We start from the raw sequence: 25,097 nt of genomic DNA on the forward strand, positions 1-25,097 counted from the left end.
GAGAAGCAGCTAAACACCTTTCGGGCATTCTTTGGCACAAGGCAAGATCTTTCAGGCTCCAATCCCATTCGGGTCTCACGATGCATCCCCACCTGCAGAATCCACTGGCCTGTAGTTCGGCAAGCATACGGGCCAGCGCTTCGTCATCCCGACCGCCCTCGACTTTATTAGCGCGATATTCAGCAGTTTCTCCTGTTCTGGGTCCATATCAACTACGGACACCTCAATCTCCGTCCGGCCCTGCTCGTTCACAAGGATTTTATATCGTTGATAGCCGCCGACCATGTTCCTGGTCTTTTCATTCCAGACAATCGGTCGATATAGCCGAATTGTTCGACGGATCGTTTCAGTTTTTCGTATGCTGGATCGCCCGGCTGCAGATCAATCCGCGGCTTATATGTGGCAGGGTTTATCCAATCAACTGGTATCCTCCTGATGTCCATCTCGATCCCCCGTTGTGTTGAGTTGGTTTTTCGCGCAAATGAAAAAGCACCCCGGTTGGAGTGCTTAAATCTTTCCTTAAATTGTTATTTACAAGAAACGTTATAATGTTTTACTGCTTTTCCATCCTTTAGCTGAATCATCAAAGCTGTCCCTTCCTCTTCACCTTTAATATAAAACTTGCCGTTCTTCTTAGAGATCGAAGCACAAGCACTACCTTCCGGGTCAGTTGCGGCAATATCATAATCGTAACCTTTTGCCGAGTACAACTCCTTTTTTTCTCCAACTTTTATAGTATACGGATCGGTGGGGATTTTTTTCTGAACGACATTATTTGACTCCGCTGCCGCTTGGATGGCTGCTCCTTGAAAACCTAATAATAGAGGGATAGCCAATACTGAAGCCACAACAAGATTTTTCACTTTCATATCATAGACCTCCTATAATTTGTTTTTCATCTATATCATACCTTTGTTGTTATTATTTGCGTATATTTAGTATTAACCCGCAGAAAAACGGCATTATCTGGTGCGAAAATTGTCGATTCCGAAATTTGAAATAAAAAAAAGCACTCCGGATGGAGTGCCGTATATATTGCATTATTATTCTATCCAGTCTCCCCAGTTTCCCTTCCAACTGAAAGCAAAAGATCCCTTGACACTGTATCCAGTAGTGTTTTCGAGACGAATATTGTACTGACCACTCGGAACGTTTCTAAATGTATGAGATTTGTTATCTTGTGTTAATGTTTTTGAAACTTCGTAATTACCATAATAATCGAATAATACTACCTTCACACTCCATTCAGATCGATCCATCCCACTGATAGCTACTTCAATATCACCTTTAGAATCTAACTTGATATATTGTTTGCAACAAAATTTATAATCTGCTGCTGGGATATCAAATGACTTTGAACCTACTCGTACTTAACTTTTTATACCATGAAAGTCCCCCGCCTTCCATCCTCCCCTCTTGTATCTCCCCTGAGAAATATGTCAATATCAAGAGTAGCCGATGACCGCGCACCCGGGACGGCTTTGCGAAATAAACTTTGACGGGAAAGGGCTGCGTCTTCTATGCATTTTCAACAACTTGCCGCGATGATTCCGGTATTCGAGACCGTCGAATCCTCTACGGCTTCCCGGCCCATTGACTGCGGCCCGGACAGCCACCGGATCATCATTGTGCTCCGCGGACACGTTACTTTATCAGCCCAAGGCCAGGAGCCAGTCGTCGTCACGCAGGGCTTCGCCTGCCATCCGGCACACAGCCCTTTCGACCTCCAGGTGCCAAAGACGAAGGAGGCCGAGTACGCCGTCATCACCTACCGCGTATTCCCGGAGAGCAGCGCTTGGACGCTCCATGGCCCGCTTCGTACGCACAGCGAAGTGAAGATCAAATACATGCTGGACGAGCTCATCCGCACCGCCGAGGAGATCCGCACCGATTCCGAAGAGGAGGAAGCCGTGCAGCTGTTCCGAAAGCGTCTCATTCTGGAGCGGATTTTGTTTATATTTCTGTACGAAACGCACATGAGACAAGAGGAGCCGTCGTCCGACCTCGCTATCAAGGAATCCCTCTCCTATATCAACGAGCACTATATGCTGAAGCTCACCCTCCCGATGCTCGCCCAGCGGGCCGGAATGAGCGACGGACATTACACCGTGCTGTTCAAAAAGCATACCGGAACGACCATGACCCACTATTTGCGCCGTCTCCGTATCCAGAAGGCACAGCAGATGTTTCTGCAAACCCGCCTGCCCGCTAAAGAAATTGCGCAGCGGGTCGGCTTCGCGGACTATTTTCATTTCAGCCGCATTTTCAAGCAGGAAGTGGGCTGTTCCCCGACGGCCTTTCAACGAAACCGGTCCGAAATCTAAAAATATAACATGTCCCATCATAAAATTGGACATGGCCTAGGAACCAAGATGCGACTACAATAATTTGAGAATAATTATCATTATCATGGGGGATAGCATCATGCACCTTTGGATCAACCGCACACTCCGCACCACCTTGCTGCTCGTCTTCGTCATCGCGCTTGCCGCTTGCGGCCAACCGGCTTCGAATCAAGCCCAACCGGGCCAAGCCAGCGGACAATCCGCTACCCCAAAAGACGAGAAGATCACCGTGGAAGACGCGACCGGAACCGTTACCCTGCCGAAGAAGCCGGAACGCATCGTGACGATGGATTTCAGCTTCACCGATATGCTGGTGACGCTTGGCGTACAGCCGGTCGGGATTGCCGACGACGGTACGCCCGAGCTGTTCATGGACTCCGTCAAAAGCCAACTGAAACCATATACCTCCGTCGGGTCCCGCTATGAGCCGAACATCGAATTGATCAGCTCGCTGAAGCCCGACCTGATTATCGTCGATATCAACAAGCACAAAAATGCGCTGACCCAACTGAAAGCCATTGCGCCGATTCTCGTGCTGAACGATTTTCAAGCCGATTACGACCAAATGCTGAAAAACTACATGATCGCAGCCAAAGCGGTCGGCAAAGAAGAGGAAGGCAAAAAGCGCCTGCAGGAGCATCAGACGAAAATGGAGCAGACCAAGAAGAAAATCAGCCGCGCTGCATCGACCGTACTCCCGGCTGTCGTGAATCCGAAAGGCTTCTTCGCCCACTCGGACCACTCTTACACGGGCTCCATTGTAAAAATGCTGGGCTTCACCGACCCGGTCAAAAACGACACCGCCTATCCGCAGCTGACCTTGGAGCAGCTTGTTGAGACGAACCCGCAAGTGCTGTTCCTGATGCCTACGGATAAAGTAACGATCGTAAATCAATGGGAAAGCAACCCGTTATGGAAAAAAATCGACGCCGTTGCAGGCAACAAAGTGTTTACGGTGGAACGGCGCGACTGGTCGCTGTCCCGAGGCATGCTCGGATCGGAGAAAATCGCGGAAGATATCGTGAAGCAATTGGGAGAATAACCTGAATGGATCGCACTGACCAATCGATGAAGCAGCAGAGCCGGACCCGGTTTCTGCTCTTCCTTTTTTCCATTTCGATTCTCATCTTGGCCGCGGGATTGCTGCTCAGCTTGAAATGGGGGCAGGCTCAAATCTCGTGGCGCACGCTCTATGAAGCGCTAACCTATCAAGGCCAAGACAAAAATCATCTCTATATCCAAACGCTGCGCTTGCCCCGCACGCTGACGGCTTGCATCGTAGGCATGCTGCTGGCGTTGGCCGGGCTGCTGACCCAGCTCGCCACGAAAAACCCGCTCGCGTCCCCGCATGTGTTCGGCATTAACGCCGGAGCATCCTTGGCCATCGTGTTCGGATTGCTGGCGGTCGCGGAGCTGTCGATTATTGGCTCAATGCTGTTCGCTTTTGCGGGGGCTGCGGTCGGCGCGCTGCTGGTCTGGGCATTGACCGGTAACGATCATAAGCAGTATGTCCGCTTGGCTTTGGCGGGGATTACGGTTCATTTCCTGCTCGCGTCCCTGACGGAAGGTCTGATTATCTTGAATCAGTATTCGACGGAGAGCATGATCTTCTGGCTCGTCGGGTCGCTGAATCAAGCGGGATGGCCGGAGGTGCGCATGATCCTGCCCTTCTTCCTCGGCAGTCTGCTGCTGCTTGCCGTCATGATCCCTTCCTTCCGTCTGCTGCTGATCGACGATGAAATTGCTGCCGGATTGGGTCAACGGGTCGCGGTCGTCCGAGGCATCGCCGTACTGCTCGTTCTCCTCATGGCCGGATCGGCGGTCGCGGTATGCGGACCGATCGGGTTCGTCTGCCTGATCGTCCCACACATCGCCCGCGCCTTGGCCGGCAGCCGTCTGGGCGTTCTGGTACCGCTCACCGCGCTGCTTGGCGGCTCGCTGCTCGTCTATGCCGACTTGCTCAGCCGCATGATCGCGTTTCCGTTCGAATCCCCCGTAGGCATTGTCACGGCGGTGATCGGCGGTCCGTTCTTCGTTTATTTGGCCCGGCGCAAAGGAGGGACCCACCGGTGAGAAAAGGCATCGTTCTTGGCGCCGCATTTCTGATCATGATCCTGTTGGCTGTGGTATCCATTGCGGTCGGAGCCGTCTCCGTTCCCGTGCAGGATATCGGACCAAGCTTGCTGTCCGCAAACGGTCCATTTTATTTTATCGTTCATGAGGTTCGGCTGCCGCGGGTGATCGTAGGCATTTTAGCAGGGTTCGGGCTTGCGGTCAGCGGCGTCATTCTCCAAAGCTTGGTCCGCAATCCGCTCGCCAGTCCCGACGTGATCGGGATTACGAAAGGAGCCGGATTGTCGGCGGCGGCGGTCATCTTCCTGTTTCCCCAATCGCCGGGGTACGTCATTCCGGCAGCGGCTTTCGCCGGAGCGATCGGGGCCTTTGTTATCCTCATGCTGCTGAGCCGCAGATTGACGTTAAGCCCCGCATCTCTGGCTCTGGTCGGCGTAGCCGTCGGCGCCGTCTTTCAGGCCGGCATCCAGTATTTGATCGTGACCCATCCGACCAACGTCAACATGGCGCTGCTGTGGATGTCGGGCAGCCTGTGGAGCCGGAGCTGGCGGGAGGTCGTTTCCCTCCTGCCCTGGATCGCTGTGCTCCTGCCGCTTGTCTGGGGGAGCTTTGCGAAGCTGAATGTGTTTCAATTGGGGGATGAGACGAGCGCTTCCCTCGGTTTAAACGTCGTTCGTCAGCGCTTCTGGCTCTTGTTGTTAGCGGTCGCTCTCGCCGGGATTTCCGTATCGGCGGTCGGAGCCATTGGGTTCGTCGGGCTGATCGCACCGCATATGGCCCGCAGCCTCGTTGGCGGCCGGCATCAGTGGCTCATTCCTCTTGCTGCGCTCATCGGGGCCGATCTGATGCTGCTCGGCGACTGCCTCGGCCGCATCATCGTGATTCCGCGAGAAGTGCCAGTCGGCATCATGACCGCGATCATCGGCGCGCCCTATTTCGTCTATTTGCTGCGCAAAGAACGCGTACGGAGGCTGCGATAATACTTAACCCCTGCCTATCGAAGCCATGGCATGCCATGCTTTGATGTGCAGGGGTTTTCATATGGCGGGATTACTGAACTTTTAGGGGAACAGCAGCTTCTCGAAGCAAAGGTACGGCTCCTTGCGCATGGGAAACCGGATCGCCCCGACTTCCGTATAACCGGCACGCCGGTACATTCCGACAGCGCCCGGATTTCCGGTAAATACGTCGAGCCGGATACTCGTGCAGCCCTCGGTCCGCGCTTGCTGCTCCGCGAACAGCAGCAGTCTTTTGCCGATTCCCTGCCCCTGAGCCGCCGGATGTACCGCGAGCCGGTGAATGCACGCCGGATCACCAGTCCGGTCCATCCAAGGCAGCTCGCCGTAGTTCCCGCTCTGGCGGCGATCGACGACAACCGCTCCGATCACGCGGTCTCCTTCATGGACGCCGTACGCCGTTCCTCGTTTCGCATCAGCCCCGATCACAAAACGGTTCGGATAGAGCCAGTCCCATTGGCGCACGCCGTTTTGGTTCAGATGCGCCGTAACCTCTTTGTATAACGTCAGTAAGCTTTTAAGATCATCCGCGGTCAATTGGACGATATCCATGTTCAGCCCCCTACGCGACGCTTTGCTTGATTTGGGCGAGTTTTGCGGAACTATGCCGGCGGTAAGCAACCGTCCATAACACGGCGGCGCCAATGAAGCCGTAGAGTACGAAGTTCGACAACGCCAAGTATCTCTCGGTGGAAAGGTGGTAGACCATATACACCCGAATCGCGGCTTCCATCGTCAGCATGATCCCCCATACCAAGGTCATCAGCCTCGTCACGAAACGAAAGTACGAATAGCACCAGTTTTCCGGAAACCGATGATTGGCAACGAAACGCAGCGCCAAATAATACATAAGCGGACGGTTAAAAAACAGCGAAACGAGGAAGGCCAAACCGACGGCTGCCGTAACAAGGGATTCCCTGACGAGCAATATTTTCTCGTCGCCGCCGAGCAGGACGAGCGCGATGGTCAGCAGGAAGGTGAACAGCATGAGCGAACCGAAAGCGTCGAGCTTGCGGTGCTTCGCCAGATGGACGACGTTATCGATCAGCGGGACAAGCGTCGCGATGGAAAGCGCGGCAATGCTGCTTACATAATCGGACAGCCAGACGTACAGGCCCCAAGGCACCAGACCGTTGATCAACAAGGTGAACATGACATATGCGCGTTTGGACATCGAAGATGACTCCTTTATCGGGTTAAGTTAGGATTGATTTTCTCTTAGCACCAGGCCGAACAGCACGTCCTTGCCCGATATGTAACGGTAGATGGGCCTTTGGACAAGCCCCATTGGATAATACCGACCGCCGGTTTGTTATGTCATTACTTTATCATACCGACCGTCGGTTTGTAAATAGAAAACTTTGATGCAGGCAAGCTTCCTCCTTCGTTGTGTATAAAAAAATGACCGTCAACGTGACGATCATTCGGATGGTGAACATTAGGAGGAGGAAACATTATTGCTTATACTCGCTTACTTTCGTGCCCGTCGAATCGTACAGCTCCGCAGTCTCCGGCTTATCGTCGTTCCAGACCGGATCGGTCGTCCAGAGCAGGCTTTGGGAGTATTCCTTATACTCGCTTATATCTATCCCCGTCGCCTTATAGTTCCGTCCCTCCTGGCCGCTGAGCAGCATGACATAGCTATTCGGTTCGAGAACAAAGCTTTTAGTAAATGTAACTTTTTTGCCACTGCTTGCATTGGACAGACGCCAGCCTTTAAGATCGACGGAAGCCTCTCCTCGATTTTTGATCACGACATATTCTTTCGTTTTATCTAACTTCACAATAAAAACATCGCTGCTCTGTTTCTCTGCATTCTTGTCGGCCGCGGATGCCGCTGCCGTGTCAGCTAAGGCTAGCTTAGGGTCTGCCAAGATCATATTGATCAGGCCGTTGCGGTCGGATTGAAAATTAATACGCAAGGTTTGGACCCCGGACAGAGCCAAATCCACCTGCCTTGGTTTCTCTCCTGCAGCCAGATCTTTTAATGCCAGCACTTCTTTTCCGTCTGCAATGAAGGTCATCGTACCTTTGGCCGTATTGGAAAGCTTGCTGTCGTCCGCGCCTGCAAAGCCTGACAATCTCTCGTACTTGCCGTTCAGCTGCAATTCGACCGTTCCCCCCGTTCGGAGATGAGCCGGATAGGGGTTATCGTGAAGGTAAAGCCCTAAGCCCGTGCTGTACTCCGTCCCGCCGATAAAGAACGTTTTATGTACGGCCGTATTATGCCCGCCTTTTCCCCAGCTGTCCACATTCAGCATCGAAGCTTCGTCTTCCTTTTTAAAGGGCAGAGACGTTAAGTTCTGGGTGTTGCCTGATGATTCTTCGCTTTTCGAACCGCTCGTTTTCAATTCCGCAGGCTTTTCACCGACCCAGATCGTATTCGTCAATTCGTCCCAGCTTACTTCCTTGCCGAGCGACTCCCCTATAAATCGGAGCGGCACATAGGTCGTTCCCTTATAAATAAAACCGGAGTCCCCGGTCGGCTTTTTCTCGCTTCCGTCAAACATATACTTCAAGCTCTTGAAATACACTTCAATTTGCGTTCCTCCTGCGGCCGCGGCTACGGAAGCCGATGTAAGCAACAGCGTCGTGACGGCTCCCAGAAGAAAACCCTTGATGCCAGGCTTCATAAAATGATCCAGCTCCTAAACGATATGATGCTAGAAATAATAGCACAATTTTACTATTCGTCCAAGAAAATTCTAGGAGCTGAGTAGGGGCATCATCCTTTATAGGAGAGTCATCCACCCTTCATTTTAACAATCCACGCAAGGTCATCCCGTCCTTTATGCCCTGGGTATAAACATGAGTTTCAATAACGGCTTGAAGCGAGAGCAGCGTCTCTTCATACTGCAACATGGTTTGTTGAAGATCGTTCGGCAAGTATTTTTGTATTTGTATAAAGTGCTGGGTACATTGATTTGAAAGCGATTTGTAGGTTGTGTTCGTTGCCATGAGATATTCCGTAATTTCATCTACACGATGACCAATGAATTGTTGAAGGGAATTTCCTATTGAATTGACCATATTATCCTCCTTTAAATCATGCAATTAACCTTATAAGGTTATTATATAACTCTATAGTGATAATGTAAAGTTATTTTTTTACTCTACAAGGTTAAATAATGTTATTGTAATTGTAGATAATACAAGGTCAGAGTAATATAGTAACCATAGGGGGCAAACAAAATGTTGAAATGTAACTTGAGAAAGCTCATGGCGGAACAGCGAATCGATGATATATCGGATTTAATGAGGCTATCGGGAATTAGTCGAAATTCGATCAATAAGTTATATCGGGAAACAAATATCGAGACGACAAAGCTGGAAACGTTATTCAAGCTATGCGATACCTTCCAATGCACCTTGTCCGAATTAATTGAATATGAACCTGACCAAAAAGAGAAGTAAAAAAGAGCTTCCCGGATAACAGCGGAGAAGCCCCAGATATAGGGAGTAATGCGTTGCACGACGTAAAATGCCGTGATAAAATAAACATAACGTCAATGTTGTTTCGAAGCTAACTGTATAACAACATCCAGTTCATCCGTATACTAAAAAGAGCCTTCGCCGCTGCGAATGGTAAAGACTCTTAGGACCTGAAAGGCTGTGGATCACCACGGCGCGCCAAAACAAAATCGTTAGTTCAGCGAAACCCACCGTAGGCCGTCAACCTATTACTCGGTGGGTTTTCGCTTGTTACGAAACTTACGACGCATCCAGCGGTAGAGCTTACGGATACCAAACACCAGGCTTAGCACCGTCACGATCCAACGCAGCACATCGTAAAACGCCACAAGGTTGACCATCGGCCTCACCCCCTTTCGGGAGGCTGCGCCGTGGTCCGAAAACGTCCACCACTATTCATCGTCCATAGAGATTATAGCATGCTGGCCCCGGTTCCTCTACCAGACTTTCAAAACTCTTCCACATAAAGTGAAAAGTAAAAAAGAGCTTCCCGTGTGACAACCGAGAAGCTCCTTTGCATATAAGTGCAGTCCCCCTTCCTTCCAGCGTCTTACCCTACTTTTACCTGCGAGATATACTTAACGATTTCGTCCGCCGCTTGCCGGGCCCCGCCACCCGTGCGCAGCGATTCGCCAACCCGGGCTGCCGCTTCGCGGTAGGAAGGCGTCTCAAGCACCCGATTCACCGTATCGCGCAGCAGGTCGACCGTCAGCTCCGTTTTATTAAGCGCCACGCCCGCTCCGAGCTCGGCAACACGCTCGGCTACCTTCGGCTGATCGGCTCCTTGCGGGACCAGCACCAGCGGCAGCCCCTGCGACAAGCCTTCGTTCGTGCTGTTCATGCCGCCGTGGGTAATGAATAAACGGGCGTGCTGAAGCACTTCGAGCTGCGGCACATAAGGGCGGACGATAAAATTGTCCGGGATGTCGCCGAGCGACTCGATCTCGGTCTCCCGACCGACTGACATGACAATCGTATTGCCGGAACCGCCGAACGCTTTCAAACAATTTCGGTAAAAATCAATATCCTTGTTGAACGCCGTCCCCAGCGAAATGTAAATGACAGATTTCCCCGCGAGCTCAGGCATCTCGGGCTCTGCTTGAAGACGCGCGGACACGGAAGGGCCTACAAATTTATAGCTGTCGTCGAAGTCTTCTCCCCTCGGCTGGAACAATCGTGATGTATATACGATCGTCATCGGCTCGGGGTTGAAGAACGCCTCATAAGGCGAGCGGACAACATAGCCATAGTCGCGCCGGAGCTTGGTTGTCAATTGCTCGAAGTCCGCTTGCGCCTGATCGGCCGGACCGGAAGAAGCAGCAGCATTCAGATGCTCAACAAAGTGCTGAAAATGCGCTTCCGTCTGCGCAAAAGACGTGCTGGAGTTGATTGCCGGCAATTGGAGCAAATGAGCCATCAGCCGCCCGCCCCCGAACATGGAGTCGTGTACGATATAATCGAACGGTTTGGCTTTGGCCTCTTCCAAGACTAAGGGAACGAGAGCCTCCGCCCCTTCCAGCATACCGCCCACTCTGCTGAGCATATGGTTGTCAGGTCTCATGAATCCCTCGAAGAAACGGAAAAAATCGTAGGCCCGCACCTCGGCCCCTACCTTCTCCAAACGCTCTCTGAAATTTTCCGTCGTGAAATAAACGACCTCATTTCCGCGCTGAACCAGCTCCTGCACGACACTTACCGTCGGGTTCACATGTCCTTCCGCCCCGCCATTCATAAATAAAATACGTGCCATGATTCATTCAGCCTCCTTCGCCCCTCATCGATTTGGGACTATATTCCATTTTATCATTTTTTAATCTCCAGCGGGAATGCCAAAGGATTCATGTTTCATGGCCCAAGCCCGGGAAGCCTCCTCCGACTCAACATGGTGCCGAAGCCGGAAAAACCCGCCTATCGTTGCAGGCGGGTTTAAAAATATATCTATGAAATTAGCCATTCATATTTTGATTATCCAAAATCTCTTTGTCCTCGGCGTTATCGCGGGTCACCTTTTGCACCCCGATCGCACTATAGGAAATCAGCAGCATAACAGCAATGTAGTAGCCTTTTACGTTCAATTCGAACGGCGCGTTAAACAAACCGATGAAAAACATAGCGAATCCGATGACCAACCCTGCGACCGCCATTCCGGTGAAAGCGGGAGTGTTACGCATACGGTGCTTTGGATTTTCGCTTCTCAGCTCCTTGTCCTCGGCATTGTCCCGGACCACCTTCTGGGTCGCGATACTGGTGATGATAATTAAGAACATGCATAGCAAGTAGTACCCTTTTACGTTCAATTCCCAGTCCGCATTGTAGATGCCGAGGCAATACAGGAATATCCCTGCGGCCAGTGCAAAGTACGAAGCTGCGGTAAAAGCTGCGGTGTTACGTTTTTGATATTTTGGGTACATGGGCGGACACTCCTCTTGAGGTTACGAACGACTAGTACGCGGATCTTAGTTCGTCGTTAGAATTGGTTGTCTTTTACAGATATATTAACTTACCGGCTACCATGTGAAAAGGCTTATTTTCATCTAGTACTTCGTTAATTTCCAAAAAGCAAACGATTACATTTTTCGAATTATCCAAAGGTTGAATATAAATTATAAAAAGCTTATGGAATCTAGCAAAAAAACGGTCAAAAGTGGTTGACAAGAAATTTTATTTCCAATAATATCAATACCATGTTCAAATACCAAGTATTCAAGTAAGAATAATGAGTAAATTCCGAGTAATCCGTTCGATTTATCCAGAAAATGCATGAAGGCAGAATGAGCAGGCAGGGGGGCTTTACCATGTATGTGGTCCGGCGGGTGGCGACGATGGTCGTTACGTTGTGGGTGATCGCGACTTTAACCTTTTTTCTGATGCATCTGATTCCGGGAGATCCGTTTGCGGCCGATTCGCAGATGCTGCCGCCGGATGTGCTGGCGAACCTGCGGGCCAAGTACCATCTGGACCAGCCGATTTTCCGGCAATATGTGCTGTATTTGCAAAACCTGATCCAATTGGACCTCGGTCCGTCCATCCAGTCCAAATCGAGCAGCGTGAACACGCTGATTGCCCGGGGCATCGGCCCGTCCGCTTTGCTCGGCCTCCAATCGATGCTGATCGCTCTTACGGTCGGAGTGGCCCTGGGCATCGTCTCGGCGCTGCATCACAATAAGCTGCTCGATTATTTGTCGATGCTCGTGGCCATTATCGGGATTTCGGTGCCGAGCTTTATTTTGGCCCCGCTGCTCATTAAGTACATTGCAGTCAATCTGCACTGGCTGCCCGTCGCCTCGTGGGGAACGTGGCAGCACAGCATTCTGCCGTCGATTGCGCTGTCGCTGGCGCCCCTCGCGATTATTGCGCGGTTCGTCCGGGCCAGCATGCTGGAGGTGCTCGGCCAGAACTACATGCGGCTCGCCGAAGCAAAAGGTCTATCGGACTGGACGGTCGTGATCAAATACGGGCTGCGCAACGCTTTGCTCCCGGTGCTTACGTTTATCGGACCGCTGTTTGCGTCGCTGATTACCGGCACGTTCGTAGTGGAGAAGATTTTCGCCATTCCGGGACTGGGCAAATATTTTGTGGACAGCATCTTTAACCGCGATTATCCGGTCATTATGGGGACGACGATGTTTTACAGCTTCGTGCTGGTCGTTACCTTGTTCCTGATTGATCTGTCCTACCGGGTCATCGACCCGAGAATCAAGCTGACAAGTAAGGGAGAGTAGATGGATGAACGACCCGGTATTGGCGTCAAGCGAAGCGCAGGACCGTTTGTTCCGCCCGGTGGACCGCAGCCGCTTCGAGCCGCAGACGCAGCGTCCGAGCCTCGGCTACTGGCGCGAGGTGTTTCTCAAGCTGGTGAAAAACAAGCTGGCCCTGCTCGGCCTGACGCTGCTGCTTGTGCTCGTCACGCTGGCGATCATCGGCCCGCAGCTTGTGCCGTACAGCCCGAGCAAGCAGTCGCTCACCGAAGGGAACCTGCCGATCTCCGGCAAGCACTGGTTCGGCACGGACGATCTCGGCCGCGATATGTGGGCCCGGACGTGGCACGGGGCGCGGGTGTCGCTGCTGATCGGCGTCGTCGCCGCCTTGATCGATCTGGTTATCGGCGTCGCGATCGGCGGGGTTGCCGGATATATGGCCGGACGAAGCGCGCTCGGTGACCGGATCGATAACTTTTTGATGCGGATCGTGGAGATTTTGTACGGCGTTCCGTACCTGCTGGTGGTCATTCTGCTCATGGTAGTCATGCCGCCGGGGCTCGGAACGATTATCATCGCCCTCACCGTCACCGGCTGGATTGGGATGGCCCGGCTCGTCCGGGGGCAGATTCTCCAGCTCAAGCAGCAGGAATACGTGCTGGCGGCGCAGAAGCTCGGCACCTCGCATTTTCACATTGTGCGCAAGCATCTGCTGCCGAACGCGATCGGCGTCATGATCGTCAACCTGACGTTTACGATTCCGAATGCGATTTTCGCCGAATCATTTCTCAGCTTTCTCGGACTCGGCGTTCAGGCGCCGTCGGCCAGCTGGGGCACGATGGCGAATGACGCGCTCAGCGTCGTACTTAGCGGACAATGGTGGCGCATTTTCTTCCCCGGGCTCATGATCTCGATTACGATGCTGGCTTTCAACACGCTCGGCGACGGACTACAAGATGCCGTCAACCCGAAAAATCGAAGCTAAGGAGGCGGCCGGATGGACCCCGTCTTAAGAGTCAATCAGTTAAAAGTTTCGTTCCGAACGTACGGAGGCTCCGTGCAGGCCGTTCGCGACGTGTCCTACGAGGTCGCCTCCGGGGAAACGCTCGCGGTCGTCGGAGAAAGTGGCAGCGGCAAGACGGTGACGGCGCAGGCGATCATGGGCATGATCTCCCCACCGGGGAAAATGACGCAAGGAGAGGTCGTGTTCCAAGGACGGAAGCTGAACGGCCTGTCGGCTCGGCAGTGGAAAAGCGTGAGAGGCAAAGAGATCGCAATGATCCCTCAGGACCCGATGACGTCGTTAAATCCGACTATGCGCATCGGACAACAGATTATGGACGGACTGCTGCGGCACGAGAGGCTAACCAAGCCGCAGGCGGCGGAGCGCGCGGCCGAGCTGCTGCGGCTGGTCGGCATCCCGGACCCGGAGAAGCGGCTTCGCCAGTATCCGCACGAATTCAGCGGCGGCATGCGGCAGCGCGTGGTCATTGCGATCGCGCTGGCCTGCAATCCGGCGCTGCTGATCGCCGACGAGCCGACGACCGCGCTGGATGTGACCATCCAGGCGCAAATTCTGGAGCTGCTGCAAAGCCTGCAAAACCGGCTCCGCACGTCGATCATCATGATCACGCACGACCTCGGGGTCGTCGCCGAGATGGCGCACCGCGTTGTGGTCATGTACGCGGGCCTGGTCGTCGAAAGCGGCACGGTGCAGGATATTTTCTCGCAGCCGAAGCATCCGTACACGTGGGGACTGCTGCAATCGATTCCGAAGCCGCACACGGGACAAAAACAAAGATTGATCCCCATCGAGGGGGCGCCGCCCGATTTGTTCGATCCGCCGAAAGGATGTCCTTTCGCCGCTCGTTGTCCGTACGCGATGGAAATTTGCGTCGAGCAATTGCCCGCGGAGGAGAAACTGTCGGACACGCATACGGCGCGGTGCTGGCTGAACGACAGTCGGGCGGCCAGCATCCGGGAGCTTGTGGCGGCAGGGAGGGACGCGCATGTCTGAATATTTGGTAGAAGTCCAAGACGTCAAGAAGCATTTCAAGTCCGGCGCGAATCAGGTCGTCAAGTCGGTGGACGGCATTTCCTTCGCCATCCGCCGGGGCGAGACGCTCGGCCTAGTCGGCGAGAGCGGCAGCGGCAAGTCGACGCTGGGCCGGACGATCGTCGGCCTCTACGAGGCAACCGCGGGGCAGGTCCGCTTCGCGGGCAAGCCCCTGACGGGCCATACGCGCGAAGAGCGGAGGGCTTTCGACCGGCAAGCGCAGATGATTTTCCAGGACCCGCATGCCTCGCTGAACCCGAAGATGAAGGTCGGCGACATCATCGCCGAGGGCATCGACGCCTACCGCTTGGCGCGGGGCAAAGCGCGGCAGGAGCGCATCGTGCAGCTCCTCGAGAAGGTCGGCCTGCGCGCCGAGCACGCCCAGCGGTTCCCGCATGAGTTCAGCGGCGGGCAGCGGCAGCGCATCGGCATTGCGCGGGCGCTGGCCGTCGAGCCGAGCTTCGTCGTGGCGGACGAGCCGATCTCCGCGCTGGATGTGTCCATTCAGGCGCAGGTCGTCAACCTGCTGGAGGATCTGCAGCGGGAGGAGGGCTTGACCTACCTGTTCATCGCCCATGACCTGCATATGGTTCAGCATATCAGCAACCGCATCGGCGTGATGTATTTAGGCAAAATGATGGAGCTGGCCGCCAGCGACGAGCTGTTCCGCGAGCCGCTTCATCCGTATACGCAGGCGCTCATGTCGGCCATCCCCGTCGCCGATCCGTCGCAGCGGGGGACGCGGGAGCGCATCGTGCTGCGGGGCGATCCGCCGAGCCCTCTTCACCCTCCGGGCGGCTGCCCGTTCCATACGAGATGTCCCGCCGGCCGGGATATCTGTGCAAGCGAGCTTCCCGCATGGAGAGAGGTGAAAGAAGATCACTGGGTCGCTTGCCATTTGGTTGAAGGTTGAACCTCATACATAGCTTATAGATTCGGATAAAAGGAGAATGGGAGACATGAAAAAATTCGCATTAACCGCCGCCGCGCTTCTTATCGCCGCCTTACCGGCGCTGGCCGGCTGCAGCAACACGCAGGATGCGGCGAAGCCCGAAGGCGGAGCGGCCTCATCGGCCGGCGGCGCAGGTATCAAGCAGGAAATTCGCGCGAACCTGTCCGGGGAGCCATATACGCTCGATCCGGCGATTGCGACGGACAATACGTCGTTCAAGGTCATCAATTCGTTGTACGAAGGCTTGTACACCTTTGATAAAAAAGGCGAGGTCGTTCCGGGCAGCGCCGCCAAGGTCGATATCTCGCCTGACGGCAAGACGTACACGTTTACGCTGCGCGACAACCTGAAATGGTCCAACGGCAAGCCCGTCACGGCCAAGGATTTCGAGTATTCCTGGAAACGCGTGCTGAACCCGCAAACGGCAGCGACCAACGCCTTCTACCTGTACTACATCAAAGGCGCCGAGGAGTATAACAAGGGCAAAGGCACCGTCGATCAAGTCAAAGCAACCGCCAAGGACGACAAGACGTTCGTGGTCGAGTTGAACGCGCCGACCAAGTTTTTCCCGAAGGTCGCCGTCAATCCGGTGTTCCTGCCGGTGTATCAGCCGACGGTGGATACGAACAAAAACTGGGCGGCCGAAGCGAAGGATATCGTCTCGAACGGCGCCTATACCGCCTCTAAATGGGAGCACAATACCAGCCTCGTCCTGGAGAAAAACGACAACTACTGGAACAAAGACGACGTGACGATGCAAACGATCAACTACAAAATGATCGGCGATCAGAACACGTATTACCAAATGTTTAAATCCGGCGAACTGGATCTGATCGATACGCTTCCCATCGACGTGCTGGCGCAGGAAAAGTCAAACAAGGACTTCACTTTGCAATCGGACTTCTCGACGTACGTGTACACGTTTAACGTGACGCAGAAGCCGTTCACCAATGCGAAAATCCGCCGCGCCTTCGCTCTTGCGATCGACCGCGAGGCCATTGTGAACAACGTATCCAAGGGCGGACAGAAGCCGGCGTACGGACTCGTAGCCGAGGGGATCAAAACGCCTGCCGGCAAAGATTTCCGCGAGGAACGGCCTCCGTACTTGAAGTTCGATGCCACCGAAGCGAAAAAGCTGCTGGCCGAAGGCCTGAAGGAAGAAAACTGGGCGACGTTGCCGCCTGTGACGCTGAAATACAATACGCAGGACGGCCATAAGAAAATCGCGGAAGCGCTGCAGGCGATGTTCAAAGAAAACCTCGGCGTCGACGTCAAGCTGGAAAACCAGGAGTGGAAAACGTACATCGATACGTTCAAGCAAAGCAATTTCCAGATCGCCCGGATGTCCTGGTCCGGCACATTTCTAGACCCGCTCGCGCTGCTAGACCTGTACTTGGGAGGCAGCCCGAACAACCAGACGAAGTGGGTCAATCCGAAGTATGACGAGCTTCTGACGCAGGGCAAGACCGAGCAGGACGAGAACAAACGTTTTGAAATTTTGCATCAAGCCGAAGATATATTTATGCAAGATCTTCCGGTCATTCCGATTTACTTCGCCTCGAAAAACTACTTGAAGTCGAAAAACTTCGAAATTCCGTTCGTACCGAATCAGGAGCCGAACCTGCGCTGGGCGAAGAAGATTTCGTAATTGCCGTGAAGCCGGACCTGCCCGTTAAAGGCTCGGCTTGAAGGAATTTCCCCCGATACACTTTAACCCATCTGACGAAGGCGGTTTGAAGTGCGTCGGGGATTTTTCGCTTGCAAAAGAAAAAGCGCCGACGTCGTTACGCCGCGCGCTTTTCCCCTGCATTTCTTATTCCGCTTCCCCGACGTGCTCCTTGCAGAAAGCTTTGACCACTTCCAGCTCGTCGTCTTCCAATTCAAAATCGAGCAGCTGCTCCGTCGTCCGCTCGAAAATTTCGTGCTTCACGATGCTGGCCTGGTCCCCGTCCACGCTGTAAATGACCCGGACATATAACCCCTGCTCGGAGTACAGCTCGTCATCCTCTTCAACTTCAATATCCAGTATAAACTCGTACCGTTTGCCGGACAAAATGCCGAACGGGTCTTTCACGAGTTCTACGCTGTAACTGGTAATGGTGAACATGGTATCATCCTTTCTCAACCGCCGAACCTTAATTCCGAACCTTTATATTATACACGAAATTCGGAGAAAGGCCTTATGCCGCCGAGAAATGAATCATGCCCGTTCATGCCGTCCCGAAATTACACCTGCACCATCCAGCCGAGCTTATCTTCGAGCTTCCCGCTCTGGATGCCGGTGAGCGTCTCGTACAGCTTCGCGGACAGCTCTCCGGTCTCGCCGCCGTTGATGATCAGCTTCTCGCCGCGCCAATTCAGCTCGCCGACCGGGGAGATGACCGCCGCCGTGCCCGTGCCGAACGCCTCCTCAAGCGTGCCCGCCCGGTGCGCTTCGTACAGCTCCTCAATGCTGACCGGCCGCTCCTCGACCGGAACGCCCCAGCTTTGCAGCAATTGAATCATCGAATCGCGCGTGATGCCTTTCAGAATACTTCCATTCAGCGCCGGAGTGATGACCTTCCCGTTGACCTTGAAAAAGACGTTCATGCTCCCGACTTCTTCCACATACTTCTTATGCACACCGTCGAGCCATAGCACCTGCGAATACCCTTCCAGTGCGGCTTCCTCCTGCGCCTTGAGGCTTGCGGCATAGTTCCCGGCCGTCTTCGCGCTGCCGGTTCCGCCAGGGACAGCGCGGACGAATTCCGATTCGACATGGATTTTGACCGGGCGGATGCCTTCGGCATAGTACGCTCCAACCGGCGACATGATGATCATGAAGATATACCGTTTCGAAGCGGCAACGCCCAGCACGGGCTCCGTCGCAATGATGAACGGACGAATATACAGCGAAGTACCTTCGGTTTCCGGTACCCAGTCCCGATCTGTTTGGACCAGCTTCTTCAGCCCTTCCAGCGCCAGCTCCACGTCCAGGTGCGGAATGCTCATCCGTTCGTTCGAATGGTTCAAGCGCTTGAAGTTTTGATCCGGGCGGAATACCAGAATGCGTCCGTCCGCGGTACGGTACGCTTTCAGCCCTTCGAATACCGTCTGGCCGTAATGAAACACTTTCGCCGCCGGGTCCATGCTAATCGACTGGTACGGCACGACGCGGGGAGAGTGCCACCCGCGGCCTTCCTCATAATCCAGCATAAACATGTGGTCCGTGAATACGGTTCCAAACCCGACTCGGCTTACATCGGGCTTTTGTTTTGGGGCCTTGGTCAGCTCCACTTCGATATTAAGCGCCATTCTTCGCATCTCCTCTTCAAAGGTTTATTTCTTATTGTATTAGTTGAATGGTATCAGTTCTTCCGATATATTGAAAATATCTGTTTTATTGGAGAACGATACCTTGAAAGTATGAATGAAGGGAGCGATCCGGGGATGGATTTGCGTCAGTTGAGATACTTTTTAGCGATTGTGAAGGAAGGGCAAATTACGCGCGCAGCCAAAGCGCTGAACATGGAGCAGCCCCCGCTCAGCCGGCAGCTCAAGCTGATGGAGGAGGAGCTTGGGGTGACCTTGTTCGACCGGGACGGCAAAAGACTACGGCTGACGCATGCGGGAGAGCTGCTGCGGCAGAAGGCGGAAAGCCTGCTGCATCAGTTCAACGAATCGATGCAGGAAGTGAAGGAGCTGGACGAGAGCGTCCAAGGCGTGCTCTCCATCGGCGCCGTCGTCTCGTGCATCTCGCTTCTGCCCCAGCGCATCGAGACGTTCCGGGAGAAGTACCCGGAGGTCACCTTCCGCATCTGGGAGGGCGATCATTTCCTCCTCGGGGAGCAATTGGAGAAGCGGAGCGTCGAGCTGATCGTCGCCCGGCTCCCTTTCGAGGCTTCCTCCGCATCGCAGTCGTATGCGGTTCGGCCGCTGCCGTCCGATCCGTTCGTCGTCGTCATCCCCGGTAAGTGGCTGCCAGACCCGGAGCAGGAGACGATCCGCATGCAGGAGCTGGCGGACTTCCCGTTTCTGACGCTCAAAACGGACCGGACGACCGGCATGCACGACCGGGTGGTCACCGAATGCCGCCGGCACGGCTTCGAGCCGCGCATCATCTGCGAATGCTCCAGCGTCGCGGTCATCATCGCGATGGTCGCGGCCGGTCTTGGGGCGACGGTGCTGCCCAAGTCCGTCATGACGGCGTTCCCTCTCCCTTCGATCCGGACGCTTCCGCTGTCCGATGCCGATTTTCAATCCGACGTCGGCATTCTGTGGCTGAACAATCGCTATTTGTCCAGAACCGCCCGCCGCTTTATCGATCATTTTCTGGAGTAGCGGTCGTCCTACCCAGCCCAAAAAAGGAATTATCGGGCAGTCCGGCGAAGTCTTCCTTGTCATCTGCTCACAGAGGAGGAAGCAAGCCATGAAAGCCATTCAGGTAACGCAATTCGGCGGTCCGGAGCATATGAGCTACACGGACGTCGATAAGCCGAGCATCTGTCCGAACCAAGTGTTGATCCGCGTGGAGACGACCAGCGTCAATTTTGCCGATATCAAGTCGAGATACGGGAAAAAGGGCGGGACCCTCCCGTTCATTCCGGGATTGGATGCGGCGGGGACGATCGAGCAGGTCGGGTCCGAGGTCCGGCAGTTGCAGGTCGGACAGCGTGTCATCGCTTTTCCTCATCAAGGCTCCTATGCCGAATATATCGCCGCGGACGAAAATCTGACGTTCGCCATTCCGGACAGCCTCAGCTTCGACACGGCGGCCGCCTGTCCGATCGTTTCGTTCCTTTCGTATAAGCTGCTCGCGGACATTGCCAGACTGGAGCCGGGCGAGACGGTCCTGATTCATGCGGCGGCAGGCGGCGTCGGCACGACGGCCATCCAGCTGGCGAAGCTCTTGGGCGCGGGGAAGGTGATCGGAACCGTCGGCAGCGAGAGCAAGGCGAGCATCGCTAAGGAGGCGGGCGCGGATCATGTGCTCTCTTACGCGCAGGGGGATTTTGCGGCGCAGGTCAACGACCTGACGAACGGGGAAGGCGTAAACGTCGTTCTCGACTCGATAGCGGGCACCGTGACGGAGCAAAGCCTGCTCTGCCTGGCTCCTTACGGCCGTCTGGTCCATTTCGGCAATTCGGGCGGTCCCGCGGGGAACATCAAGACCTCGGACCTGCACGCAAGCTGCCGTTCCGTCCTCGGGTTCAGCTTGGGTACGACCCGAAGCAAGCGCCCCCACCTGCTGCGCGGCGTCGCTGAGCGGGTGCTGCCGTACTTGGCTGACGGGCGTCTGACGATCAAGATCGGCGCACGCTTTCCATTGGCCGAAGCCGCCAAAGCCCACGAGTGGGTGGAAAGCCGGCAGAGCGCGGGAAAAGTGCTGCTCGACGTCAGAAGCTAACACCGTTTGCAGCTAAGCATGCCGCTGTCAGGCCCAAATCATCTGACGCGCGTCGCAATATTTTCTTATCCACAAACTTATACACATATTATCCACGTTATCCACAAATCGTGAAAAATTGCACTTGTCCTAACCATAAAAAAGATCGTCTTCCGCCTACCTTTGCGGCCGGAGACGATCTTTTTGTGCTATGCGGTCAGTTGGAAATTTTGGCGCGGAACAGGTTGGCTCCCATCAGGATGAACACGCCGCCGGTGACCCGGTTCAGCCATAAGCCGATCTTGGGGTTCTTCCTTAGCTTTCCCGTCGCGAACGCTGCGAGATAAGAAAGGAGACTGCTCCACAGCATGCCGATGAAAATAAACGTCGCGCCCAGAATCGCGAACGGCACCGGACTCTGGGCCTGATTGTCCACAAACTGGGGAAGGAAGGCGATAAAGAACAACGCCACCTTCGGATTCGTTACATTTGTAATCATGCCCTGGACAAAAATTTTGCGCGCGCTCATCGGCTCCATCGATCCGGAGTCCGGTGCAATGGCGGAGGACTTCGACACAATCATCGTAATCCCGAGATAGATCAGGTAGGCGACCCCGATCATTTTGATGATTGTAAACAGCAATAGCGATTTCGCCAAAAGAAAAGATAACCCCAGCGCCGCGAGAAGGGTGTGGATAAGCGTCCCCGCCGCAATCCCCATGGTGGACCATATGCCCGCTCTTCTGCCCTGCGCCACGCTTCTGGCAATGATGTACATCGTATCCGAACCCGGGGTCATGATAAGCAATATTCCGGCGACTACAAACAAGAAATAATGATGAATGCCAAACACGCTCGTACGCTCCTTTACGTAAATAAGTAGTGTAGGTTACCGCCCGCGGCGGACCCGGATGTTGCGACTTTGCCATGATTGATGTGCTTCCAATCACACTTTGCCGTGCTTCCTCGTGTTACGCTCTTTACATAGCAAATCAAACGTAACGGAGGGATTCGCGATGTTTTGTTATCAATGTGAACAGACCCCGACAGGCGGCTGTAAGGTGATCGGTGTATGCGGCAAAGATGAAACGATTGCAAGCTTGCAGGATACGATGATTTTCGCTTTGAAAGGCATTGCCGCCTATGCCACACATGCAAGACAGCTCGGCTATTCCGACCCGGAAGTCGACCGGATTACGCACGAGGCGTTGTACATGACGTTGACGAACTCCAACTTCAACCTGCAGGAGCATATCGACATGGCGATGAAGGTCGGCTCCGCCGCCGTCCGCATCATGGATGTGCTGGACCGGGCGCATACGACTCACTTCGGCATCCCGCAGCCCGTAGCCGTGCCGCAGAACAGCATCGAAGGGCATGCTATCGTCGTTACCGGGCATAACCTGTACGCTTTGGAGGAGCTGCTCAAGCAGACCGAGGGAAAAGGGATCAACATCTACACGCACTCCGAGATGCTCCCCGCCCACGGTTATCCGAAGCTGAAGCAGTACTCGCACTTAAAAGGCAACATCGGAAAAGCCTGGTACGACCAGCGCCGCCTGTTCGAGAAGTTCCCGGGCGCCATCCTGGCGACAACGAACTGTGTCATGCCGATCAAGGGCACCTACGCCGACCGGTTCTTCTCCTACGATATCGCGGGCCTGGAAGGGGTTACAAAAATCGTCAATGACGATTTCACCCCGCTGATCGAGAAAGCCTTGGCGCTGCCGGAAGCCCGGATCGAGTCGGATCAGACGCTCATGACCGGCTACCATCACGAGACTGTGATCGGCCTGGCTCCGGAGATCATTCAAGCGGTCAAAGCGGGCAAAATCAAACGCTTCTTCGTCATCGCCGGCTGCGACGCTCCGGGAAGCGGCGGTGAATATTACCGCGAGCTCGCTACCTCGCTGCCGAACGATACCGTGATCCTGACCACATCCTGTGGGAAATTCCGCTTCAACGACGTCGATTACGGCACCGTGGCCGATACGGGCATTCCGCGCTATATCGATTTGGGCCAGTGCAACAACTCCGGTTCTACGGTCAAAATCGCCCTGGCACTAGCCGACGCCTTCGGATGCAGCGTGAACGATCTGCCGGTCAGCATCGTGCTCTCCTGGTTCGAGCAAAAGGCGGTCGCGATTCTTCTCGGCCTGTTCAGCCTCGGCATTAAAGATATCCGCATCGGCCCGAAACCGCCGGAATTCATCAATCCGGGCGTCATGAACGTGCTTGTCGACACGTTCGGACTGAAGCTGATCGGCAACGCGCAAGACGATATGAAGGAAATGCTGTCGCTTTCTCACTAAGAGAGCTAGGCATAAAGAAGCTTCGGCAGCACCCTGCTGCTCGTACGGAGCGGGAGATGAATAGCGGGTGCGGGCGTCCTGGACATCAGTTCCAAGGCGTTCGCGCCCCATTTCCCGTTCACCCTCCGTCAACTAGGCCCTCCAAACGACGCCTCGCCGCTCGTACTCCATCCGGTGTTCGACGGCGGCCGCGATCGAAGCCCCGGCGAATCGCTCGATGATCCACAGCGCTAGATCCACGCCGGAAGTAACCCCTCTGGCCGTGATGACGTCCCCATGATCGACAATCCGGTAATCCAGGACGTCCGCATCGTAGCGCTTCAGCTCGTCCTTCGCCAAGTAATGCATGGCGGCTTGCTTTTGCTTCAAAATGCCCGCTTCGGCGAGCAGCATGCCGCCCGTACATACTCCGGCCACGACTGTTCCAGCGGCGTGCAGCTCCCGGATCAATCGGGGCAATTCTCCCCGCTCCGCCTCTTTCCGCGCTCCCTGATCCGCCTTATGATTCCAGCCACCGCCCGGGACAATAAGGACATCCGGCCTGTTCCCGATCCGCAGATGATCATTCACCGCCACTCGGATCCCGTAGGAAGTGACGACTTCGCTTTTCGGCTCACTCGCGACGAGCTCCACTTGGAACCCCGCTCCGGCTTCGATGCCCCGCTTCAATACCTCGAACGGAGCCAATGCGACGAGCTCCCCGAACCCGTCGAACAATACGATCTGAATGTTCATAAAGCGCGTGCTCCCCTCTCATCGCTCATGCCGCCTACTGCTTCCACAGCGCATTCTCCAAGCCATTGTACCATATTAGGGGTTTCGTGAACGCCCTTCTTTTAAGCTATCAATCCCGCTTTCGCCAATCCATTGCGGATACCGCCTTCATCCACATGGCTGGTTACATAATCGGCATAAGGAAGCAGCTCCTGATGCGAATTCCCCATCGCGATACCCAGGCCTACGAATTCCAGCATCTCCTTGTCGTTCAAGCCGTCCCCGAACGCTACCGCCTCGGACGGCGTTATTCCGAGCCGCTCCAGCATCGCCTCGATCCCTTGCGCCTTCGACCCGCCGGCCGGCAGCACGTCCATCGCTTTGGGGTGCCAGCGAATCAGCTTGAGCTCCGGCACAAGCCCTTGATACAAAGGTTCCTCATGGCCTTCGCAGTGGAGAAACATCTGGAAGATGTCATTCGCTTTCCAAAACTCCGGATCATGTCTAGGAAGCTCTACTTTCAAAGACAAGACCGATTCCGTAACAAAAGGATGCTCCGTCCGATCGGAGCAGTACGCGTGCTCCCCTTCAAAGACGAGCGAGTGTCCGTGCCCTGCCGCCAGGTTAACCAGTGCCTCGATGCTTTCCTTCGGAATCACGCGTTTATATACCGGCTTCCCCCGGTAAACGGCATAAGCTCCGTTCATGCAAACGAACGATTCGATCCCCAATTGATCGGCCAGCGGTTTAATAAAATAGGGGGCGCGCCCCGTGGCGATGACCGGCTCCACCCCGTTTGCCTTGAGTGCCCGGACGGCTTCGACCGTGTCCGGAGGTACCTCCTTGTTCTCGTTGACCAATGTCCCGTCGATATCAAAAAATACGATTTTGTAAGCCATTGCCTTCATGTCCCCTATTCGTCGAATGAATGATCTCTCATCAAGTCTAAAAATCTAAGTATAGCACCCGCCCCGAGGATGACAAGAACCTACTGTTCGATTTTCGGCAAAGCCGCTTCTGTAAAATAGGAAGAAAGGAACAAAGCCGGAGCTCCGTTCCTTTCCACTATGGTATATACCATTAAATATAAAAAAA

The 25,097-nt window shown here is 54.5% G+C and carries 26 protein-coding genes; 13 read left to right on the forward strand and 13 right to left on the reverse strand.

The genetic code is table 11. From position 1 onward, the window contains the following. Positions 1–527 precede the first annotated feature (527 nt). Positions 528–869 (reverse strand): hypothetical protein, encoded by a 342-nt coding sequence (locus PEL01S_RS07705; protein ID WP_127459911.1) that lies wholly within the window; start codon positions 867–869, stop codon positions 528–530. 651 nt (positions 870–1,520) lie between these two features. On the opposite strand from PEL01S_RS07705, the gene PEL01S_RS07710 reads away from it, so the two are divergent. The 4 genes from PEL01S_RS07710 (at position 1,521) to PEL01S_RS07725 (ending at position 5,398) form a co-directional block, all read left to right on the forward strand. Next, positions 1,521–2,324, forward strand: a complete 804-nt coding sequence (locus tag PEL01S_RS07710; RefSeq protein ID WP_127459912.1) for an AraC family transcriptional regulator — start codon at positions 1,521–1,523, stop codon at positions 2,322–2,324. Positions 2,325–2,424: 100 nt separating this feature from the next. Continuing rightward, on the forward strand, positions 2,425–3,387 hold the full coding sequence (locus tag PEL01S_RS07715) for an ABC transporter substrate-binding protein (RefSeq protein WP_127459913.1): 963 nt from the start codon (positions 2,425–2,427) through the stop codon (positions 3,385–3,387). Positions 3,388–3,392: 5 nt separating this feature from the next. Beyond that, the gene (locus PEL01S_RS07720) at positions 3,393–4,418 is read left to right on the forward strand and encodes a FecCD family ABC transporter permease (protein WP_127459914.1); all 1,026 of its coding nucleotides are present in this window, start codon (positions 3,393–3,395) and stop codon (positions 4,416–4,418) included. Next, on the forward strand, positions 4,415–5,398 hold the full coding sequence (locus PEL01S_RS07725) for a FecCD family ABC transporter permease (RefSeq protein WP_127459915.1): 984 nt from the start codon (positions 4,415–4,417) through the stop codon (positions 5,396–5,398). Before PEL01S_RS07720 ends, PEL01S_RS07725 begins: the two co-directional genes overlap by 4 nt. Positions 5,399–5,479: 81 nt before the next feature. Here PEL01S_RS07725 and PEL01S_RS07730 read toward each other — a convergent pair whose 3' ends face one another. The 4 genes from PEL01S_RS07730 to PEL01S_RS07745 form a co-directional block, all read right to left on the reverse strand. After that, complete coding sequence (locus PEL01S_RS07730) at positions 5,480–5,986, reverse strand: GNAT family N-acetyltransferase (protein WP_127459916.1); 507 nt, start codon at positions 5,984–5,986, stop codon at positions 5,480–5,482. Positions 5,987–5,996: 10 nt separating this feature from the next. Further along, the gene (locus tag PEL01S_RS07735) at positions 5,997–6,608 is read right to left on the reverse strand and encodes a VC0807 family protein (RefSeq protein WP_127459917.1); all 612 of its coding nucleotides are present in this window, start codon (positions 6,606–6,608) and stop codon (positions 5,997–5,999) included. Positions 6,609–6,888: 280 nt separating this feature from the next. Then, entirely contained in the window at positions 6,889–8,067 is a 1,179-nt protein-coding gene (locus PEL01S_RS07740) for a lamin tail domain-containing protein (RefSeq protein WP_127459918.1), read from the reverse strand. A 121-nt stretch (positions 8,068–8,188) separates the two neighbouring features. Continuing rightward, positions 8,189–8,464 carry a hypothetical protein gene (locus PEL01S_RS07745; RefSeq protein WP_127459919.1) on the reverse strand — a complete coding sequence of 92 codons (276 nt, stop codon included), beginning with the start codon at positions 8,462–8,464 and terminating at the stop codon, positions 8,189–8,191. Between the two features lie 162 nt (positions 8,465–8,626). Between PEL01S_RS07745 and PEL01S_RS07750 the strand changes: the two genes are divergently transcribed. Further along, positions 8,627–8,848 carry a helix-turn-helix domain-containing protein gene (locus PEL01S_RS07750; protein WP_127459920.1) on the forward strand — a complete coding sequence of 74 codons (222 nt, stop codon included), beginning with the start codon at positions 8,627–8,629 and terminating at the stop codon, positions 8,846–8,848. A gap of 266 nt (positions 8,849–9,114) precedes the next feature. Here the strand turns inward: PEL01S_RS07750 and PEL01S_RS35155 are convergent, their stop codons facing one another. The 3 genes from PEL01S_RS35155 to PEL01S_RS07760 all read right to left on the reverse strand — a co-directional run bounded on the left by PEL01S_RS35155 (position 9,115) and on the right by PEL01S_RS07760 (position 11,316). After that, the gene (locus PEL01S_RS35155) at positions 9,115–9,246 is read right to left on the reverse strand and encodes a hypothetical protein (protein ID WP_255320083.1); all 132 of its coding nucleotides are present in this window, start codon (positions 9,244–9,246) and stop codon (positions 9,115–9,117) included. Between the two features lie 209 nt (positions 9,247–9,455). After that, on the reverse strand, positions 9,456–10,655 hold the full coding sequence (locus PEL01S_RS07755; protein WP_127459921.1) for a macrolide family glycosyltransferase: 1,200 nt from the start codon (positions 10,653–10,655) through the stop codon (positions 9,456–9,458). Between the two features lie 196 nt (positions 10,656–10,851). Continuing rightward, the gene (locus PEL01S_RS07760) at positions 10,852–11,316 is read right to left on the reverse strand and encodes a YiaA/YiaB family inner membrane protein (protein ID WP_010496663.1); all 465 of its coding nucleotides are present in this window, start codon (positions 11,314–11,316) and stop codon (positions 10,852–10,854) included. Positions 11,317–11,700: 384 nt separating this feature from the next. Here PEL01S_RS07760 and PEL01S_RS07765 point away from each other — a divergent pair, with 384 nt between their 5' ends. From PEL01S_RS07765 to PEL01S_RS07785, 5 genes are read left to right on the forward strand one after another with little or no spacing between them, the layout of a single operon-like run. After that, a complete protein-coding gene (locus tag PEL01S_RS07765) occupies positions 11,701–12,627 on the forward strand; it encodes an ABC transporter permease (protein WP_063182862.1) in 927 nt (308 codons plus the stop codon). A gap of 4 nt (positions 12,628–12,631) precedes the next feature. Then, entirely contained in the window at positions 12,632–13,588 is a 957-nt protein-coding gene (locus PEL01S_RS07770; protein WP_127459922.1) for an ABC transporter permease, read from the forward strand. Positions 13,589–13,600: 12 nt separating this feature from the next. After that, positions 13,601–14,620, forward strand: a complete 1,020-nt coding sequence (locus PEL01S_RS07775; protein WP_127459923.1) for an ABC transporter ATP-binding protein — start codon at positions 13,601–13,603, stop codon at positions 14,618–14,620. Further along, complete coding sequence (locus PEL01S_RS07780; protein WP_127459924.1) at positions 14,613–15,572, forward strand: ABC transporter ATP-binding protein; 960 nt, start codon at positions 14,613–14,615, stop codon at positions 15,570–15,572. The genes PEL01S_RS07775 and PEL01S_RS07780 overlap by 8 nt, the downstream gene beginning before the upstream one ends. Before the next feature lie 46 nt (positions 15,573–15,618). Beyond that, a complete protein-coding gene (locus tag PEL01S_RS07785) occupies positions 15,619–17,259 on the forward strand; it encodes a peptide ABC transporter substrate-binding protein (protein ID WP_127459925.1) in 1,641 nt (546 codons plus the stop codon). Positions 17,260–17,424: 165 nt separating this feature from the next. Here PEL01S_RS07785 and PEL01S_RS07790 read toward each other — a convergent pair whose 3' ends face one another. Together PEL01S_RS07790 and PEL01S_RS07795 are read right to left on the reverse strand one after the other, a co-directional pair. Beyond that, positions 17,425–17,718 carry a DUF6509 family protein gene (locus tag PEL01S_RS07790; protein WP_127459926.1) on the reverse strand — a complete coding sequence of 98 codons (294 nt, stop codon included), beginning with the start codon at positions 17,716–17,718 and terminating at the stop codon, positions 17,425–17,427. A 119-nt stretch (positions 17,719–17,837) separates the two neighbouring features. Beyond that, the gene (locus PEL01S_RS07795; protein ID WP_063182873.1) at positions 17,838–18,905 is read right to left on the reverse strand and encodes a branched-chain amino acid aminotransferase; all 1,068 of its coding nucleotides are present in this window, start codon (positions 18,903–18,905) and stop codon (positions 17,838–17,840) included. Between the two features lie 135 nt (positions 18,906–19,040). Here PEL01S_RS07795 and PEL01S_RS07800 point away from each other — a divergent pair, with 135 nt between their 5' ends. Both PEL01S_RS07800 and PEL01S_RS07805 read left to right on the forward strand, forming a co-directional pair. After that, positions 19,041–19,931 (forward strand): LysR family transcriptional regulator, encoded by an 891-nt coding sequence (locus tag PEL01S_RS07800; RefSeq protein ID WP_063182955.1) that lies wholly within the window; start codon positions 19,041–19,043, stop codon positions 19,929–19,931. A gap of 88 nt (positions 19,932–20,019) precedes the next feature. After that, on the forward strand, positions 20,020–20,997 hold the full coding sequence (locus PEL01S_RS07805; RefSeq protein ID WP_127459927.1) for a quinone oxidoreductase family protein: 978 nt from the start codon (positions 20,020–20,022) through the stop codon (positions 20,995–20,997). A 196-nt stretch (positions 20,998–21,193) separates the two neighbouring features. Here PEL01S_RS07805 and PEL01S_RS07810 read toward each other — a convergent pair whose 3' ends face one another. Further along, complete coding sequence (locus PEL01S_RS07810; RefSeq protein WP_127459928.1) at positions 21,194–21,829, reverse strand: LysE family translocator; 636 nt, start codon at positions 21,827–21,829, stop codon at positions 21,194–21,196. A 163-nt stretch (positions 21,830–21,992) separates the two neighbouring features. Here PEL01S_RS07810 and hcp point away from each other — a divergent pair, with 163 nt between their 5' ends. Beyond that, positions 21,993–23,288 carry a hydroxylamine reductase gene (gene hcp / locus PEL01S_RS07815; protein WP_127459929.1) on the forward strand — a complete coding sequence of 432 codons (1,296 nt, stop codon included), beginning with the start codon at positions 21,993–21,995 and terminating at the stop codon, positions 23,286–23,288. 132 nt (positions 23,289–23,420) lie between these two features. Here the strand turns inward: hcp and PEL01S_RS07820 are convergent, their stop codons facing one another. Then, the gene (locus PEL01S_RS07820; protein WP_127459930.1) at positions 23,421–24,023 is read right to left on the reverse strand and encodes a DJ-1/PfpI family protein; all 603 of its coding nucleotides are present in this window, start codon (positions 24,021–24,023) and stop codon (positions 23,421–23,423) included. 101 nt (positions 24,024–24,124) lie between these two features. Further along, positions 24,125–24,901, reverse strand: coding sequence for a Cof-type HAD-IIB family hydrolase (locus PEL01S_RS07825; protein ID WP_127459931.1), 777 nt, complete (start codon positions 24,899–24,901; stop codon positions 24,125–24,127). Between the last annotated feature and the right edge of the window lie 196 nt (positions 24,902–25,097).

This window comes from Paenibacillus elgii NBRC 100335 (assembly GCF_004000865.1).
GTDB classification, from domain to species: domain Bacteria; phylum Bacillota; class Bacilli; order Paenibacillales; family NBRC-103111; genus Paenibacillus_G; species Paenibacillus_G elgii.